Here is a 15,243-nt window from a genome sequence, read left to right as displayed (position 1 = left end):
GCCAGCGTCCCCCGGCCCGCCGGCCGCCCCGGCCGCCCCGGCCGCCCCGGCGCGAGCGTCCCCCGACCCGCCGGCGACCCCGGCCCCCGCCGCACCACCGGTCCCCGGCCCACCCGGAGTTCCACCCCCCGCCTCCACCCCGCTCACCGTGACTCCCCCAGCCGCGTTCCGAAGGCCAGCAGGCGGGTGTACTGGTCGGCCAGGGCCGACGGGGGTGTGCCGTCCGGGTCCTTGAAGTAGAAGGCGAGGTCCTCCAAGGGGCCCGAGAGGCCGAGCTCGTGGGCGCGGGCGGTCAGGCGGGCGAGGTCGAGGACCAGGGGGGCCGCGAGGGCCGAGTCGCAGCCCTGCCAGGTGGTCTGGAGGGTCATGCGGGCGCCGAGGAAGCCGTCGAAGGCGATGTGGTCCCAGGCGGTCTTCCACTCCCCCAGGGCCGGTACGTCGTCGATGTGGACCTCGCCCTGCACGCCGGGGCCGAGGGTGTCGGTGAGGACGCGTTCCTTGCCCGCGTTCTTCGCCGCCGCCGCGGCCGGGTCGGCGAGGGCCGCCCCGTCCCCGCCGCCCAGCAGGTTGGTGCCGGACCAGGCCCGTACGGTCAGCGCGCGCTGCACGAACATGGGGGCGAGGACGGAGCGCAGCAGCGTCTGGCCGGTCTTGCCGTCGCGGCCGGCGTGCGGAAGCCCGCAGGCGGCGACGGTGTCGGTGAGGGCGGGGTGCCGCAGGCCGGCGGAGGGGGTGAAGTTGACGTACGGGCAGCCGGCGCGCAGGGCCGCGGCCGCGTAGAGGGAGCTGGGAGGGAGCCCGGCGCCCCCCGACGCCGGCTCCGTCGTCGCCACATTGAGGACGACGACTCGGGTGAGGTCCAGTCGTGTGCGGAAGTCCGTCAGGTCGGCGGCGAAGGAGGTGATGAGTTCTTCCTCGTCGCGCCCGTCGCCGGGGCGTGGGCCTCCGGGGCGGATCTCCTCGTCGGCGGCGCTGAGTTCGGCGGCGACGGCGGTGGCGAGACCGTGCGGGAGTACGCCCGCCGCCGTGAGTTCCTCGGCCCGCTTGGGCAGGGGGCATTCCGCCGTGTCGTGTCCTCCGAAGACGAGGGCCGGCAGCGGCGGCAGGCCCGCTGCGGCGAAGGCGTCGGTCTCGGTCACCATTCCGGTCGGCGGGTGCAGGCCCGCCGTCATCGCGGCGCAGCCGGCCACCACCGTGGTGGCGACGGAGCCTCTCGCTCCGACGAGCCAGACTCCCGTACGTGTTCCAGTGGTCAAGACCCTGCCTCCCTGGGGTGTGGTGGAGACGGCGGGCGGGGGGTACGGCGCCTCCCCGCCCGCCGCCGGCTGGGGCGGGAGCTCTACGAGGCGAGCTCCTTCAGCTGGATGTCGCGGAAGGACACCTGGTCGTCGGCTCCGTGGTTCTGGATGCCGATGTGTCCGTCCTTCAGGCTGCGAGCGGGGTCGGTGTTGGTGAAGTCGTTGATCTTCACGCCGTTGAGGAACACCTGGAGCCGCTCGCCCTGGACGCGGATCTCGTAGCTGTTCCACTGACCGGGCGGCCGCAGCACCGCGTCACGCGCCGCGAGGTTCGCCGACTTGAAGCCGTAGACGGCTCCGGTGGTGCGGTCGGCCGCGTCGGTCGCGTCGATCTGGATCTCGTAGCCCTTGTTCACGGCCGACCAGGGGTCGTCGGAGGCGGGGAAGCCGACGAAGATTCCGGAGTTGTCGTCGCCCGTCATCTTCCAGTCGAGCGTGAGCGAGTAGGAGGAGAACTCCTTCGCCTGGTACCAGAGCATCCCCATGCCGCCGACGGAGCGCAGTTCGCCGTCGGCGACGTCGAAGCCGCCGGGGCCTGCCTGCTTCCAGCCTTCCTTCGTCTCTCCGTTGAACAGGTCGCGGTAGCCGGTCTGGGGACGGCAGTCGGCGGTGACCTGGCCGGTGGCGTAGCGCAGTCCGCCGAGGAGGTGCTGGCGGAAGGCGGGTTCGGTGTACGACTCCTTGGTGTGGCCGCCGCCGGTGTAGAAGGAGCGTCCGCCGCCGTAGGACTTGCACCAGGCGATCGGGTGGTCGCCCTTCATCGTGCCGCCCTGATAGGTGGTTTCGTCGAGGGTGGCGAGGACGCGGGCCTGGCCGCGGGGGTTGGTGCGGTAGTTGTACCACTCGTCGGTGCGCTGCCAGGGGCCGTGCACGTGGGCGGTGGCGGGGTGGTCGTGGTCCTCCACCCTGACCGTCGCCGGCTGGATGTGCGGGTGGGAGGCGAAGTGGGCGCCGACGAGTCCGCCGTAGAACTCCCAGTCGTACTCGGTGTCGGCTGCGGCGTGGACGCCCATGTAGCCGCCGCCCGTGGAGACGTAGTTCTCGAAGGCGGTCTGCTGTGCGGCGTTCAGTACGTCGCCGGTCGTCGAGAGGAAGACGACGGCGTCGTAGCGGGCGAGGTTCTCGGTGGTGAACTGGCGTGGCTCCTCGGTGGCGTCGACGGTGATGTCGCTGTCGGCGCCGAGCTCCTTGAGGGCCGTGATGCCGGCGCCGATGGAGTCGTGGCGGAATCCGGCGGTGCGGGAGAAGACGAGGACGCGCTTGGCGGCACGGTTCACCGGTGCGTCGGAGAGGGTGAAGTCGTCGACGTCGTAGAGTGCGCCGGTTCCGCCCTTGAAGACGAGGAAGAGTTCGGTGGTCCTGCGGGGCACGTTGCGCAGGGGTACGTCGATGTCCTGGAAGGTCTCCCAGCCGCCGGTGACGGGTACGGGTGCGGAGCCGAGCAGGGTGCCGGTGGGTGATCCGGTGCGGACTTCCAGGAAGCCGCCGGTGCCGCCGGAGGAGACGCGGGCGGTGAGCTTGGTTGATCCGGTGAGGTGGTAGGGCTTGAAGGAGATCCAGTCGCCGTTGTGGACGTCGCCGACGGTCCGGCCGCCGTTGGCGGGCGCCTTGTCGATGACGCTGATGCCGTTCTGGGCGTCGAAGTGTTCGGCCTGACGGTGGCGGGGCTGCAGCTTGGCCTGGTCGTGGCTGGTGAGGGCGGCCTGGCCGCCGCCTCCGCCGTCGGTGTACTCGGCGTCGAAGACGCCGAAGATGTTGGCGTCGTCGTCGTGGCCGCCGTCGGCGGAGGTCTTGATGGTGCCGGTGCAGCCGTTGGCCGAGGTCACGGGGTGGCCGTGGCTGTCGTGGCCGAGGATGTAGGTGACCTTCACCCTGGCGCAGTCGATGGGTCCGGCGGCGCCGTCCTCGGGGTCCTTCACGGTCACCTTGAAGGGGATGTCGTCGCCGAAGTCGAACAGCGCGCCTTCGGTGGGCAGTTCGAGGGTGACCTTCGGGGCGGTGTTGCCGACGACGACGTGGACGGAGGCGGAGCCGGTGCGGCCGGACGGGTCGCGCGCGGTGAGGGTCGCGGTGTAGGTGCCGTTCTTGCGGTAGGTGTAGGTGGGGTTGGCGGCGGTGGAGGTGCCTCCGTCGCCGAAGTCCCAGCTGTGGGTGAGGGCGTCGCCGTCGGCGTCGGTGGTGCCGGCCGAGGAGAAGGTGACCTTGAGGGGTGTGGTGCCGGAGGTCTTGTCGGCGCTCGCCTCCGCGACGGGTGAGCGGCCTCCGGTGGCGTTCTCGATGCGGTAGAGGCCGGAGTTGTGGTCGCCGCCGAACCAGGCGGTGCCGTAGTCGAGGACGTAGAGGGCGCCGTCGGGGCCGAAGGCCATGTCCATGACCTGGGTGCCGGTCCAGGGCATGGGGTTGATGGACTGGACGGTGCCGTCGGCGCCGTGTTCGATGCGCTTGATCCAGCGTCGGCCGAACTCGCCGGCGAAGAAGTCTCCGTCGTACGACTCGGGGAACTTCACCGGGGAGGTGTTCGCGGCGTCGTAGCGGTAGACGGGTCCGCCCATGGGGGATTCGGATCCGGTGCCGAACTCGGGGAGGGAGCCGCCGTTGTAGGGGATCCAGGCGGGTTCGGCCGGGGGCAGGTCGACGAGGCCGGTGTTGTGCGGCGAGTCGTTCTTCGGCGCGCCGCAGTCGAAGGCGGCTCCGGAGACCTTGGTGGCGAAGTCGTAGTCGATGTAGGGGTCGTTGGCGCCGGTGCAGAAGGGCCAGCCGAAGTTGCCGGGTTTGGTGACCCTGGCGAATTCGACCTGTCCGGCGGGGCCGCGTTTGGGGTCGGCGGCGCCGGCGTCGGGCCCGTAGTCGCCGACGTAGAGCACGCCGGTCTTCTTGTCGACGCTGAAGCGGAAGGGGTTGCGGAAGCCCATCGCGTAGATCTCGGGCCGGGTCTTGTCCGTGCCGGGCGCGAAGAGGTTGCCGTCGGGGACGGTGTACGAGCCGTCGTCGGCGACCTTGATGCGGAGGATCTTGCCGCGCAGGTCGTTGGTGTTGCCGGAGGTGCGGCGGGCGTCGTACGCGGGGTTGCGGCCGGGGCGTTCGTCGATCGGGGTGTAGCCGTCCGAGGCGAAGGGGTTGGAGTCGTCACCGGTCGACAGGTAGAGGTTGCCCTGCGCGTCGAAGTCGATGTCGCCGCCGACGTGGCAGCAGATGCCGCGGGTCGCCGGGATGTCGATGACCTTCTTCTCGCTGGCGTTGTCGAGGGTGCCGTCGGCGTTCAGGGTGAAGCGGGAGAGCCGGTTGACTCCGTCGTACTTCGCGAAGTCGGCGGGCGTGCCGTCGTTGGGGGCGTCGCCGGCGGGGGTGTTCAGGGGCGGGGCGTAGTAGAGGTAGAGGGCCTTGTTCCGGGCGAAGTCGGGGTCGAGGCCGATGCCCTGGAGGCCTTCCTCGTCGTGGGAGTAGACGGGGATCGTGCCGATGACCTTGGTGTTGCCGGCGGCGTCGGTGCGGCGCAGTTCGCCGTTGCGCGAGGTGTGCAGGACGCTGCGGTCGGGGAGTACGGCGAGCGACATGGGTTCGCCGACCTCTTCGCCGCCCTTGGCGAGGGTGATCTGCTGGAACTCCTCGGCGGCCGCGGCGGCGGTGGTGGTGTCCGTCTCGGCGGCGAGGCTCGGCGGGGCGCCGAGGGCGAGCAGTCCGACGGCGAGCAGGGCGAGTGTCTTCCTGGCCCGGGGAGCTCGGGGCGCCCGGGGGGCTTGGACGGCTAGGGGAGCTCGGTGGGCTTGGTCGGCTCGGGTGGCGCGGGGGGCTCGGAGTCGTTTTCTGTGCACGAATGTCCTCCGGAGTAGGGCCGGGTTTTCGGGTGTCCGGGGACCGGCGTGCGCCGTCACGCTGGTCGAGATCGTCGGTCATGTCATGAGCACATCAGGGACCGTAGCGGGGTTCGTCCGCTGCGGAAAGCCCTTGTGCGGCAGTGCGGTTGAACTTTTCCCAGCGAGAGGACAAAGCCTCCCGCGGGCAGGCCGGACCGACCCGGTGACGTATCCGCCACCAGGCGCCGGCCTGCGACTATGGGCCTCCGACCGCTACCGATCGCCGCCGAAAGCGGCGTCGAAGGAGGCCGTCGGCGGTTCGAAGTCGTACCGCTTGAGTACGGAAAGCGCTTCCGGAGCGCCGGTCAGCCGGTCCATGCCGGCGTCCTCCCACTCCACCGAGACGGGGCCGGCGTAGCCGATGGAGCGGAGCATGCGGAACACGTCCTCCCACGGCACGTCACCATGGCCGGCCGAGACGAAGTCCCAGCCCCGCCGCGGGTCACCCCAGGGCAGATGGGAGCCGAGCCGCCCGTTGCGGCCGTCGAGCCGGCGCCGGGCCTCCTTGCAGTCCACGTGGTAGATCCGGTCGCGGAAGTCCCAGAGGAAGCCGACCGGGTCCAGGTCCTGCCAGACGAAATGGCTCGGGTCGAAGTTCAGCCCGAAGGCCGGCCGGTGCCCGATCGCCTCCAGGGCCCGCTGGGTGGTCCAGTAGTCGTAGGCGATCTCGCTGGGATGGACCTCGTGTGCGAAGCGGACGCCCTCGGCGTCGAAGACGTCCAGGATCGGGTTCCAGCGCTCCGCGAAGTCCTCGAAGCCGCGCTCGATCATCCGCTCCGGAACCGGCGGGAACATCGCCACCAGATGCCAGATCGACGAGCCGGTGAAGCCGATGACGGTGTCGACGCCCAGCGCCGCGGCGGCGCGTGCGGTGTCGGCCAGCTCGCGCGCCGCCCGCCGCCGTACGCCCTCAGGTTCGCCGTCGCCCCAGATCCGGGCCGGGACGATCGCCTGGTGCCGTTCGTCGATGGGATGGTCGCAGACGGCCTGGCCCACCAGGTGGTTGGAGACGGCCCAGCACTTCAGCCCGTACTTCTCGAGCAGGGCGCGCCGCCCGTCGACGTACGACGGGTCGGCCAGGGCCTTGTCGACCTCGAAGTGGTCGCCCCAGCAGGCGAGTTCGAGGCCGTCGTAGCCGAAGTCGCGGGCGAGCCGGCAGACCTCCTCCAGGGGCAGGTCGGCCCACTGGCCGGTGAAGAGGGTGAAGGGACGGGGCACGGTCGCGGCCTCCATTACTCCTGTACGGATGTGTAGACGGCGTTCTTGCGGGCGCTCTCCTCCACGGCCGCCAGGACTCGCTGGACCTGGAGCCCGTCGGCGAAGGACGGGGCCGGGGCGGTCCCGGACGCGATGGCGAGGACCAGGTCGCGGGCCTGGTGGACGAAGGTGTGCTCGTAGCCGAGCGCGTGGCCCGGCGGCCACCAGCCCTCCAGGTACGGGTGGCCCGGCTCGGTCACCAGGATGCGGCGGAACCCGGCGGTGTCGGCCGGTTCGGTGTGGTCGTGGAAGGAGAGTTCGTTGAGGCGCTCCAGGTCGAAGGCGAGCGAGCCCTTCTCGCCGTTGATCTCCAGGCGCAGGGCGTTCTTGCGGCCGGCCGCCATCCGGGTCGCCTCGAAGGAGGCGAGTGCCCCGGAGGCGAGCCGCCCGGTGAACAGCGCGGCGTCGTCCACGGTGACCTCCCCGTACGCCCCGCCCGAGGCGGCACCGGACAGGCCGGCCGACGCCCCGGCGAGCAGGGGCCGTTCGCGTACGAAGGTCTCGGTGAGCGCCGACACGCCGACCAGCGGCTCCCCCGCCAGATATTGGGCGAGGTCGACGGCGTGCGCCCCGAGGTCCCCGAGGGCGCCCGATCCCGCGTGCTCGCGCTCCAGGCGCCAGGTCAGCGGGAACCCCGGGTCGACCAGCCAGTCCTGCAGATAGGTGACCCGTACGTGCCGCAGCTCGCCGAGCCTGCCGTCCGCGACCAGCCGACGGGCGTACGAAAGGGCGGGCACGCGGCGGTAGTTGAAGCCGACCATGGCGACCTGGCCGCGGGCGGCCGCCGCCTCGGCGGCCCTGACCATGGCCTCGGCCTCGGCGACCGAGTTGGCGAGCGGCTTCTCGCACAGGACGTGCTTGCCCGCCTCCAGGGCGGCGACGGCGATCTCCGCATGGCTGTCGCCGGGCGTGCAGACGTCCACGAGCTGGACGTCGTCGCGGGCGACGAGGGCGCGCCAGTCGGTCTCGGCGGCGGCCCAGCCGTGCCGGTCGGCGGCGGCCCGGACGGCCGCGGCGTCCCGGCCGGCGACGGCGGCGAGTACCGGTCGCAGCGGCAGGTCGAAGACACGGCCCGCGGTTCGCCAGCCCTGCGAGTGGGCGGCCCCCATGAAGGCGTATCCGACCATTCCGACGCCGAGCGTCGGCGGTGCGGCCCCGCTCTCCGTCTGTTCCATACGGTTCCTCCGTTTCGTGGTGCGGCAACGGTCTGCTCCCCGCGGTGGTCACCCGCCGGGGCGGCGGCTCCGGTCAGTTGAAACCGGTGGGCAGGTACTCGTCGACGTTCTCCTTGGTGACGACGGCCGAGTAGAGGGTGATGGAGGCGGGGATCTCCAGCTCCGACATGCCCCCGACGCCCTTCTTCTGGCCCAGGGCGCGGGCCAGGTCGATGGCGGAGGCGGCCATGGTCGGCGGGTAGAGCACGGTCGCCTTCAGGACGCTGTTGTCGGCCTTGATGGCGTCCATGGCGGACCGGGCACCGGCGCCGCCGACCATCAGGAAGTCCTTGCGGCCGGCCTGGGCGATGGCGCGCAGCGCGCCGACGCCCTGGTCGTCGTCGTGGTTCCACAGGGCATCGAAGTTGCCTTGTGCCTGGAGGAGTTGGGCCATCTTGGCCTGGCCCGACTCGACGGTGAAGTCGGCGGCCTGGCGTGCCACCTTGCGGATGTTGGGGTAGTTCTTCAGGGCGTCGTCGAAGCCCTGGGTGCGCTGCTTGGTGAGTTCCAGACTGTCCATTCCGGCGAGCTCGACGACCTTCGCGTTCGGCTTGTCCTTGAGCCGCTCACCGATGAAGCGGCCGGCGTTGAGGCCCATGCCGTAGTTGTCGCCGCCGATCCAGCAGCGGTATGCCTGCGGGGAGGCGAAGACGCGGTCCAGGTTGATGACGGGGATACCGGCCTTCATGGCCTGGAGTCCGACCTGGGTGAGGGCCTTGCCGTCGGCGGGCAGGATGACGAGGACGTCGACCTTCTTGTTGATGAGGGTCTGGATCTGGCCTATCTGGGCGGCGGTGTCGTTGGAGCCCTCGGTGATCTCGAGGGTGACGTCCGTGTACTTCTTCGCCCGGTCCTTGGCGTTCTGGTTGATGGCGTTGAGCCAGCCGTGGTCGGCCTGGGGGCCGGCGAAGCCGATGGTGACGGGGGTGCCGGGCTTGTCGTCCGCCGCCGGGACGTTGTTCGCGGCGGGCGCCTGGTTCTTGGGCTCGTTGCTGGTGCAGGCGGTGAGCAGCGCGCCCGCGGAGACGGCGGCGGTGCCGAACAGCAGTCCTCTGCGGCTGGTTTCTGGCATGGCGGTGGGTCCCTTCGAAGAGGAGGGGGCGAGGCGGGGGGGGTGCGGGGGCTGATGCGAGGGGGTGTGGGGGTCAGGCCTCGCCGTCGCGCACGGTGCGGCGCTGGACCAGGACGGCGGCGACGATGATCGCGCCCTTGGCGATCTGCTGGACGTCGCTCTGCAGGTTGTTGAGCGCGAAGATGTTGGTGATCGTGGTGAAGACGAGGACGCCGAGGACGGAGCCGACGATGGTGCCGCGGCCGCCGCTGAGCAGGGTGCCGCCGATGATCGCGGCGGCGATGGCGTCGAGCTCGTACAGGTTGCCGTTGGTGTTCTGGCCGGAGCCGGACAGGACGATCAGCAGGAAGGCCGCGATGCCGCAGCACAGTCCGGAGAGCAGATAGAGGTAGAGCCGCTGGCGGCGTACGTCGATGCCGGCGAGGCGGGCGGCTTCCGGGTTGCCGCCGACGGCGACGGTGCGGCGGCCGAAGGTGGTCCGGTTGAGGATCATCCAGCCCGCGACGGTGACGGCGGCGAAGACGAGCACCAGCGGGGGGATGCCGAGGACGTAGGAGTCGGGGATGCCGAGGTCGAGGACGGATTCGACGGTGACGATCTGGGTGCGGCCGTCGGTGATCTGCAGGGCGAGGCCGCGGGCGGAGGCGAGCATGGCGAGGGTCGCGATGAAGGGCACCATCCCGCCGTACGCGATGAGCAGACCGTTCACCAGGCCGCAGGCGACCCCGACCACGACCGCGGTGAAGAGGATGCCGGCGAAGCCGTACTCCTGGGTGGCGAGCGTCGTCGCCCAGACGGAGGCGAGGGCCACGATGGCGCCGACGGAGAGGTCGATGCCGCCGCTCGTGATGACGAAGGTCATGCCGACCGTGACGACGCCGATGACGGAGGCCTGGGTGAGGACGAGTTGGAGGTTGGAGGTGGCGAGGAACTCGTCCGGTCTGGTGAAGCCGCCGACCACGATCAGTGCGGCCAGCACCCCGAGCAGGGAGAGGTTGCGGACGTCGGCCCTGAGACCGAGCGTGCGCCAACCGCCTTCCGGCGCGGGCGCCTCGGTGTTCTTGGCGGTGGACAGCGTCATGACGCCGGGCTCCCTTCCATCACAAGGTCGAGTACGCGGTGTTCGTCGAGCTCGCGGGCGGGCGCCGTGTGGACGACGTGGCCCTCTCTGAGCACCAGGACACGGTCGGCGAGGCCGAGCACCTCGGGCACTTCGCTCGACACCAGCAGGACGGCGAGGCCGTCGTCGGCGAGGCGGCGGATCACGGCGTAGAGCTCGGCGCGGGCGCCGACGTCGACTCCGCGGGTCGGCTCGTCGAGCAGCAGGACGCGGCAGCCGCGCAGCAGCCACCGCGCCAGGACGGCCTTCTGCTGGTTTCCGCCGGAGAGGGTGCGGATCCGGGCGTCGGGGTTGTCGGGTCGCAGGGAGAGCTCCCGGGTGGCCGCGCGGGAGGCGGCGCGTTCGGCGGTACGGTCGATCCAGCCGGCGCGCGAGAAGCGGGCGAGCGAGGAGACGGAGACGTTACGGGTGACGGACTCCAGCATCAGCAGGCCCTGGGCCTTGCGTTCCTCCGGTGCGAGGCCGAGCCCGGCGCGCACGGCGGCCCGGACGCTGCCGGGACGGAGGGGGCGGCCGTCGACGAGGACCCGGCCCGCGGTGGCCTTCCGGGCGCCGTAGATCGTCTCCAGGATCTCGGAGCGGCCCGAGCCGACGAGTCCGGCGAGACCCACGATCTCACCGGGCCGCAGATCGAGGTCGACGGGCGCGAACTCCCCCTCACGCGCCAGCCCCCGGACCTGGAGGACGGGTGCGTCGGCCGGGGGCTCGGCCGGTCGCTCGGGGAAGACGTACTCGACGTTCCGGCCCGTCATCAGTGCCACGATGTCCCGGGTCGGTGTGGACGCGGCGGGGAGTCCGCCGGCCACGGCCCGGCCGTCCTTGAGGACCGTGACGCGGTCGCCGATGCGGCGGATCTCCTCGAGGCGGTGGGAGATGTAGACGACGGCCACGCCGTCGGCGGTGAGGTCGGCGACGATTCGGAAGAGGTTGTCGACCTCGTCGGGGTCGAGGGCGGCCGACGGCTCGTCCATCACGATGAGGCGGACGTCGTGGGAGAGCGCCCGGGCCATGGAGACGATCTGCCGTTGGGCGGCGGAGAGTTCACCGACGAGCCGGGCGGGGTCGATCTCGGGATGGCCGAGCCGCTTCAGCAGCGCGGCGGCCGAGGCGCGGGCGGTGCGGCCCCGGACGACGAATCCGGCGGCGGTGGGCTCGTGTCCGAGGTGGACGTTCTCGGCGACGGACAGCCCTTCGACCAGGTCGAGCTCCTGGTAGATGGTGGCGATCCCGAGGCGCATGGCGGCGATCGGGGACCGGAGCCGGACGGGTTCGCCGCGCCAGGTGATGTGGCCGCCGTCGGGCTGGTGGGCGCCGGCGAGGACCTTGATGAGGGTGGACTTGCCGGCGCCGTTCTGGCCGAGGAGGCAGTGGACCTCGCCGGCCGCTACCTCCAGGTCGACGCCGTCGAGGGCGCGGACGCCGGGGAAGGACTTGGTGATGCCGGACATGGTGAGCAGGGGCGGTTGTGCTTGGGGCATGGCGGAGATCCCCTCGGCGGGTGCGGGTGGCGCCTGAGTGGGTGGGCTGAGGTGGGGCCGACGGTGTGCGGCCCGGTGGGGCTTCGGCTTACGCCGGGGAGAAGAGGTGGTCGCTGATGAGGCGGGCCGCGCCGATCACTCCGGCCGCCGGGCCCAGCTCGCCGAGCACGATGGGGAGGTTGCCGGTGGCCAGCGGGAGGGACTGCCGGTAGACCTGGGTGCGGACACTGGCGAGGAGGTTGTGACCGAGGCCGGTGACCCCGCCGCCGATCACCACCAGACCGGGATTGAAGAAGCTGACGAGTCCGGCGATGACCTGCCCGACCCGGTTGCCGCCCTCGCGGATGAGGTCGAGTGCGGTGGCGTCCCCCGCGGCCGCCGCCGCGGCGACGTCCACGGCGGTGAGCCGGCCGGCCGCCGCGAGGCGTCCGGCGAGCTCGTCCGACCGGCCCGCGCGGGCCGCGTCCTCGGCGTCGCGGGCCAGGGCGGCGCCGCTGAAGTGGGCCTCCAGGCAGCCCTTGTTGCCGCACGCGCAGGGGCGGCCGTCCGGTTCGACCTGGATGTGTCCGATGTCGCCGGCGCTGCCCGTCGTACCGCGGTAGACGTGACCGCCGACGACGATGCCGCAGCCGATACCCGTACCGATCTTGACGCAGAGGAAGTCGCCGACCGAGCGGGCGACCCCGGCGTGCTGTTCCCCCATGGCCATCAGGTTCACGTCGTTGTCGACCATGACGGGGCAGCCGAGTTCCTGGCTGAGCGCCTCCCGGACCGGGAAGCCGTCCCAGCCGGGCATGATCGGCGGTGCGACCGGGACGCCCTCGGGGAAACGGACGGGGCCGGGGACGCCGATGCCGGCGCCGTCGAAGCCTTCCGCGAGCCCGGAGGCGCGCAGTTTGGCGGCCATCGACAGGGCCTGCTCGAAGACGGCGACGGGGCCTTCGCGGACGTCCATCGGGTGGTTGAGATGCCCGAGCACCTCCAACTCGGCGTTGGTGACGGCCACATCGATGGAGGTGGCGCCGATGTCCATGCCGAGGAAGCGGAGTTCGGGGGCGAGCCGGATGTTGTGCGAGCGGCGTCCGCCGCGTGAGGCGGCGAGGCCGTCGGCGACGACGAGGCCGGTGTCGAGGAGCCGGTCGACCTCGACGGCGAGCTTGGAGCGGGAGAGATCGATCTGATCGCCCAGCTGGGCACGGGAGTTGGGTCCTCCGTCGCGCAGCAGTCGGAGCAGTCGCGCCTGGTGCGCGTTGGCAGGTCGTGCCGTCATGCGTCTCACGCGCCCCTCCCCTGTCGAAGCCGTCGGGCCTTGCGCCGTGCTTTCGAGGGGAACGTAGCAGTGGTGTCCTGGAGGGGGAAGAAGTCGCGCAGCAATCGGTGACGACTTTTTCCTGACTGAGGACAAAGAGCGTCCCAGGGTGGGTGGGTGCGGCTCGTGGGCCCGGTCAGCGGACGTCGACGAGGTGGGCGGAGACGATGATGTTGTCCTCGTACCCCGTGCGCTGCGAGAACGCGCCGCCGCAGGTGATCAGGCGCAGCTCGGGGCGGGCGGTGTTCCGGTAGATCCGCTCGGCCGGGAAGCGGTCCTTGGGGACGACCTCGACGCCGTACACGGAGAAGACGGCGGTCCTGCCGTCCGCACGGACGATCTCGACGCGCTGCCCCTTGTCCAGGGCGCCGAGGCGGAAGAAGACGGCTCGCCCGTCCGGGGTGTCGACATGGCCGACGACGACGGCCGTGCCCTCCTCCCCCGGGGTGACGGCGCCGCTGAACCAGCCGGCGAGGTTCTTCTCGTACGCCGGCGGGGTGTCGATCCATCCCTCGGCGTCGAGGCCGACCTCCTTGAGGGGCGCGTCGACGCGTACGGAGGGGACGCGGACGCGTTCGGGGCGGGAGGCGGGCAACGGCGCGGGGGCACGGGGGGCGTCGGTGGTGTCGTTGCGGGGGGCTCGGCCGGCGGCGAGGGCGGCGTGGTCCGGGGCGGTCGCGGCGGAGGGCCGCGGAGGGCCACCGGCCCGCCACTCCTCCGTTCCGCCGCGCACCAGGTGCACCCCGACGAGCAGGACGATGATCACGACGCCCCACGCACCGCGCCTGCCCGTACCGTTCGACCCCTGCACGACCGCTCTTTCCCGTGGCTTCCGCAGCTCCGTGTCTTCCGTGACCGTCTCGACCGTCTTCCGCGACGTCCCTTCCGTGCGCGCGAGGCACCCGTGTGCGTGGTGATACCCCTCCGCGCCCCGGACCTCGTCACCCCCGGGGACGGAGGGGCTGTTTCAGCACCCTCAAGCCCCGTTCAGGCGTGGCCGTCCTGGCCGCGGCGGCGCATCAGGAGGAGACCGCCGCCGAGAGCGCCCGCGATCAGCGCGGTGCCCGTGACCACCTCGGCCGTGTCGAGTTCGCCGGAGGCGCCGCCGAAGCCGGCCCTGACACCCTTGTGCGCGCCGGTTTCCGGGCCGGTGCCGGTGTCGGCGCCCGTGCCGGTACCGGTGTGCGTGTCGGTACCGGTGCCCGTGCCGGTAGTGGTGTGCGTGTCGGTAGTGGTGTGCGTGTCGGTAGTGGTGTGCGTGTCGGTACCGGTGCCCGTGCCGGTAGTGGTGCCCGTGCCGGTAGTGGTGTGCGTGTCGGTACCGGTGTCGGTGTGGGTGTCGCCCGAGGAATGGCCGCCCGTGGAGTGGCCGCCCGTGGAGTGAGCACCGGACCCCTCCGCGATGGTGAGCGGAGTGGTGCCCCGCTCGCCCTTGCAGTCGAACGTGACCTCGTACTCCGCGCCGGCCTTGGCGTCCGCGTCGACCGTCGCGGTGCCGGGAACGCCTTCCTGGAGGGTGACGGTGTCGAAGACGCCGGACTCGACGGTGACGGACGGGGCCTCGCAGCCCTCGGACGTCAGGGTGACCGTGCCGCCGGGGGCGACGGTCGAGGGCGAGACGGAGAAACCGAACGACGTGATGTCGTTGCCGGTTCCGTCGTCGGCGATGACCGAGGGCGCGCCGAGCGCGACGGCCCCGGCGGCCAGCAGGGCGGCGGAAGCGGCACGTATCGCGCGCATGGCGGTCCTCCAGATCACGCGAGGGGCGCACGCGGACGGGCTCCGCGGGCGGCGGGAGACAACCCTCGCCACGATCGAAGCTAGGTGGGTCCGTGGACCGCCGCCACCGGGCTCCGCCGAACGGGGAGCGGGCCGTGGGGCGCGGCGGGTCGCCGGGGTGTGCGGCGGCCGGGACCCGGCCGCCCCCGTCAGCCCTGGGTGTGCTCGCGGTAGGTCGCGCGGGTGTGTTCCGTGTGGGCACGCATGACGGCCGTGGCCCGCGCCTCGTCCCGGGCCGAGATCGCGTCGATCAGGGCCCGGTGCTCCTTCCAGGACTGGCCGCCGCGCTGCCGGGCCACCGGTGTGTAGTACCAGCGGACCCGGCGGTCGACCTGACCGGCCAGCTCCGCCAGCACGAGGTTCCCGGCCAGCTCCATGACCTTGGCGTGGAAGGCCGCGTTCGTGGCCACGACCAGGTCGACGTCGTCGTCCGCGACCGCCTGCTCGCCCCGCGCGCAGAGCTCCTCCAGCGCGGCGATCCCGGCCGAACCGGCGTTCGCGGCGGCGAGCCTGGCGGCCTCCGCCTCCAGGAGCGTACGGACGGAGAGCAGTTGGTCGGCCTCCTCGTCCGTCGGCTCGTGGACGAACGCCCCCTGCGCCGGGCGCAGATCGACCCATCCCTCGGTGTTCAGCCGCTGGAGCGCCTCGCGTACCGGCTGCCGCGAGACCCCGAGATGGCCGGCGAGCTCACTCTCGACGAGATGCTGACCCGGGCGCAGCGCCCGGGTGGTGATCAGTTCGAGCAGCGCCTCGTAGACGCGGTCGCGCAGCGGCCCCGGCCGCTCCAGCCTGGGCACAGCCCCTTGCGGCAGTCCTGCGGACAACATCGCGGCCCCCTCGTTCGCCGTAGGCGACGGCACGG

At 71.9% G+C, this 15,243-nt stretch carries 11 protein-coding genes; all 11 read right to left on the bottom strand.

Features of this window, described 5'->3' with window-relative positions; all coding sequences use genetic code 11:
• Positions 1–143: 143 nt before the first annotated feature.
• The 11 genes from ABZY12_RS06430 to ABZY12_RS06380 all read right to left on the bottom strand — a co-directional run bounded on the left by ABZY12_RS06430 (position 144) and on the right by ABZY12_RS06380 (position 15,208).
• Entirely contained in the window at positions 144–1,256 is a 1,113-nt protein-coding gene (locus ABZY12_RS06430) for an inositol-3-phosphate synthase (RefSeq protein ID WP_356887754.1), read from the bottom strand.
• Between the two features lie 83 nt (positions 1,257–1,339).
• Positions 1,340–4,990 (bottom strand): ThuA domain-containing protein, encoded by a 3,651-nt coding sequence (locus ABZY12_RS06425; protein WP_356888127.1) that lies wholly within the window; start codon positions 4,988–4,990, stop codon positions 1,340–1,342.
• Positions 4,991–5,365: 375 nt separating this feature from the next.
• On the bottom strand, positions 5,366–6,370 hold the full coding sequence (locus tag ABZY12_RS06420; RefSeq protein WP_356887752.1) for a sugar phosphate isomerase/epimerase family protein: 1,005 nt from the start codon (positions 6,368–6,370) through the stop codon (positions 5,366–5,368).
• Positions 6,371–6,384: 14 nt separating this feature from the next.
• Positions 6,385–7,584 (bottom strand): Gfo/Idh/MocA family oxidoreductase, encoded by a 1,200-nt coding sequence (locus ABZY12_RS06415; protein WP_356887750.1) that lies wholly within the window; start codon positions 7,582–7,584, stop codon positions 6,385–6,387.
• Positions 7,585–7,657: 73 nt separating this feature from the next.
• On the bottom strand, positions 7,658–8,695 hold the full coding sequence (locus tag ABZY12_RS06410) for a substrate-binding domain-containing protein (RefSeq protein ID WP_356887748.1): 1,038 nt from the start codon (positions 8,693–8,695) through the stop codon (positions 7,658–7,660).
• A gap of 73 nt (positions 8,696–8,768) precedes the next feature.
• The gene (locus tag ABZY12_RS06405; protein WP_356887746.1) at positions 8,769–9,776 is read right to left on the bottom strand and encodes an ABC transporter permease; all 1,008 of its coding nucleotides are present in this window, start codon (positions 9,774–9,776) and stop codon (positions 8,769–8,771) included.
• Positions 9,773–11,293 (bottom strand): sugar ABC transporter ATP-binding protein, encoded by a 1,521-nt coding sequence (locus ABZY12_RS06400; protein ID WP_356887744.1) that lies wholly within the window; start codon positions 11,291–11,293, stop codon positions 9,773–9,775. Before ABZY12_RS06400 ends, ABZY12_RS06405 begins: the two co-directional genes overlap by 4 nt.
• An 88-nt stretch (positions 11,294–11,381) precedes the next feature.
• On the bottom strand, positions 11,382–12,563 hold the full coding sequence (locus tag ABZY12_RS06395) for an ROK family transcriptional regulator (protein ID WP_356887742.1): 1,182 nt from the start codon (positions 12,561–12,563) through the stop codon (positions 11,382–11,384).
• Positions 12,564–12,738: 175 nt separating this feature from the next.
• Positions 12,739–13,413, bottom strand: coding sequence for a class F sortase (locus tag ABZY12_RS06390; RefSeq protein ID WP_356887740.1), 675 nt, complete (start codon positions 13,411–13,413; stop codon positions 12,739–12,741).
• A 176-nt stretch (positions 13,414–13,589) separates the two neighbouring features.
• On the bottom strand, positions 13,590–14,342 hold the full coding sequence (locus ABZY12_RS06385; protein ID WP_356887738.1) for a hypothetical protein: 753 nt from the start codon (positions 14,340–14,342) through the stop codon (positions 13,590–13,592).
• A 188-nt stretch (positions 14,343–14,530) separates the two neighbouring features.
• Positions 14,531–15,208 (bottom strand): GntR family transcriptional regulator, encoded by a 678-nt coding sequence (locus tag ABZY12_RS06380; protein WP_356887736.1) that lies wholly within the window; start codon positions 15,206–15,208, stop codon positions 14,531–14,533.
• Between the last annotated feature and the right edge of the window lie 35 nt (positions 15,209–15,243).

This window comes from Streptomyces sp. NPDC006551 (assembly GCF_040611675.1).
GTDB lineage: Bacteria > Actinomycetota > Actinomycetes > Streptomycetales > Streptomycetaceae > Streptomyces.
This window is presented reverse-complemented; position numbering and strand designations above follow the sequence as displayed.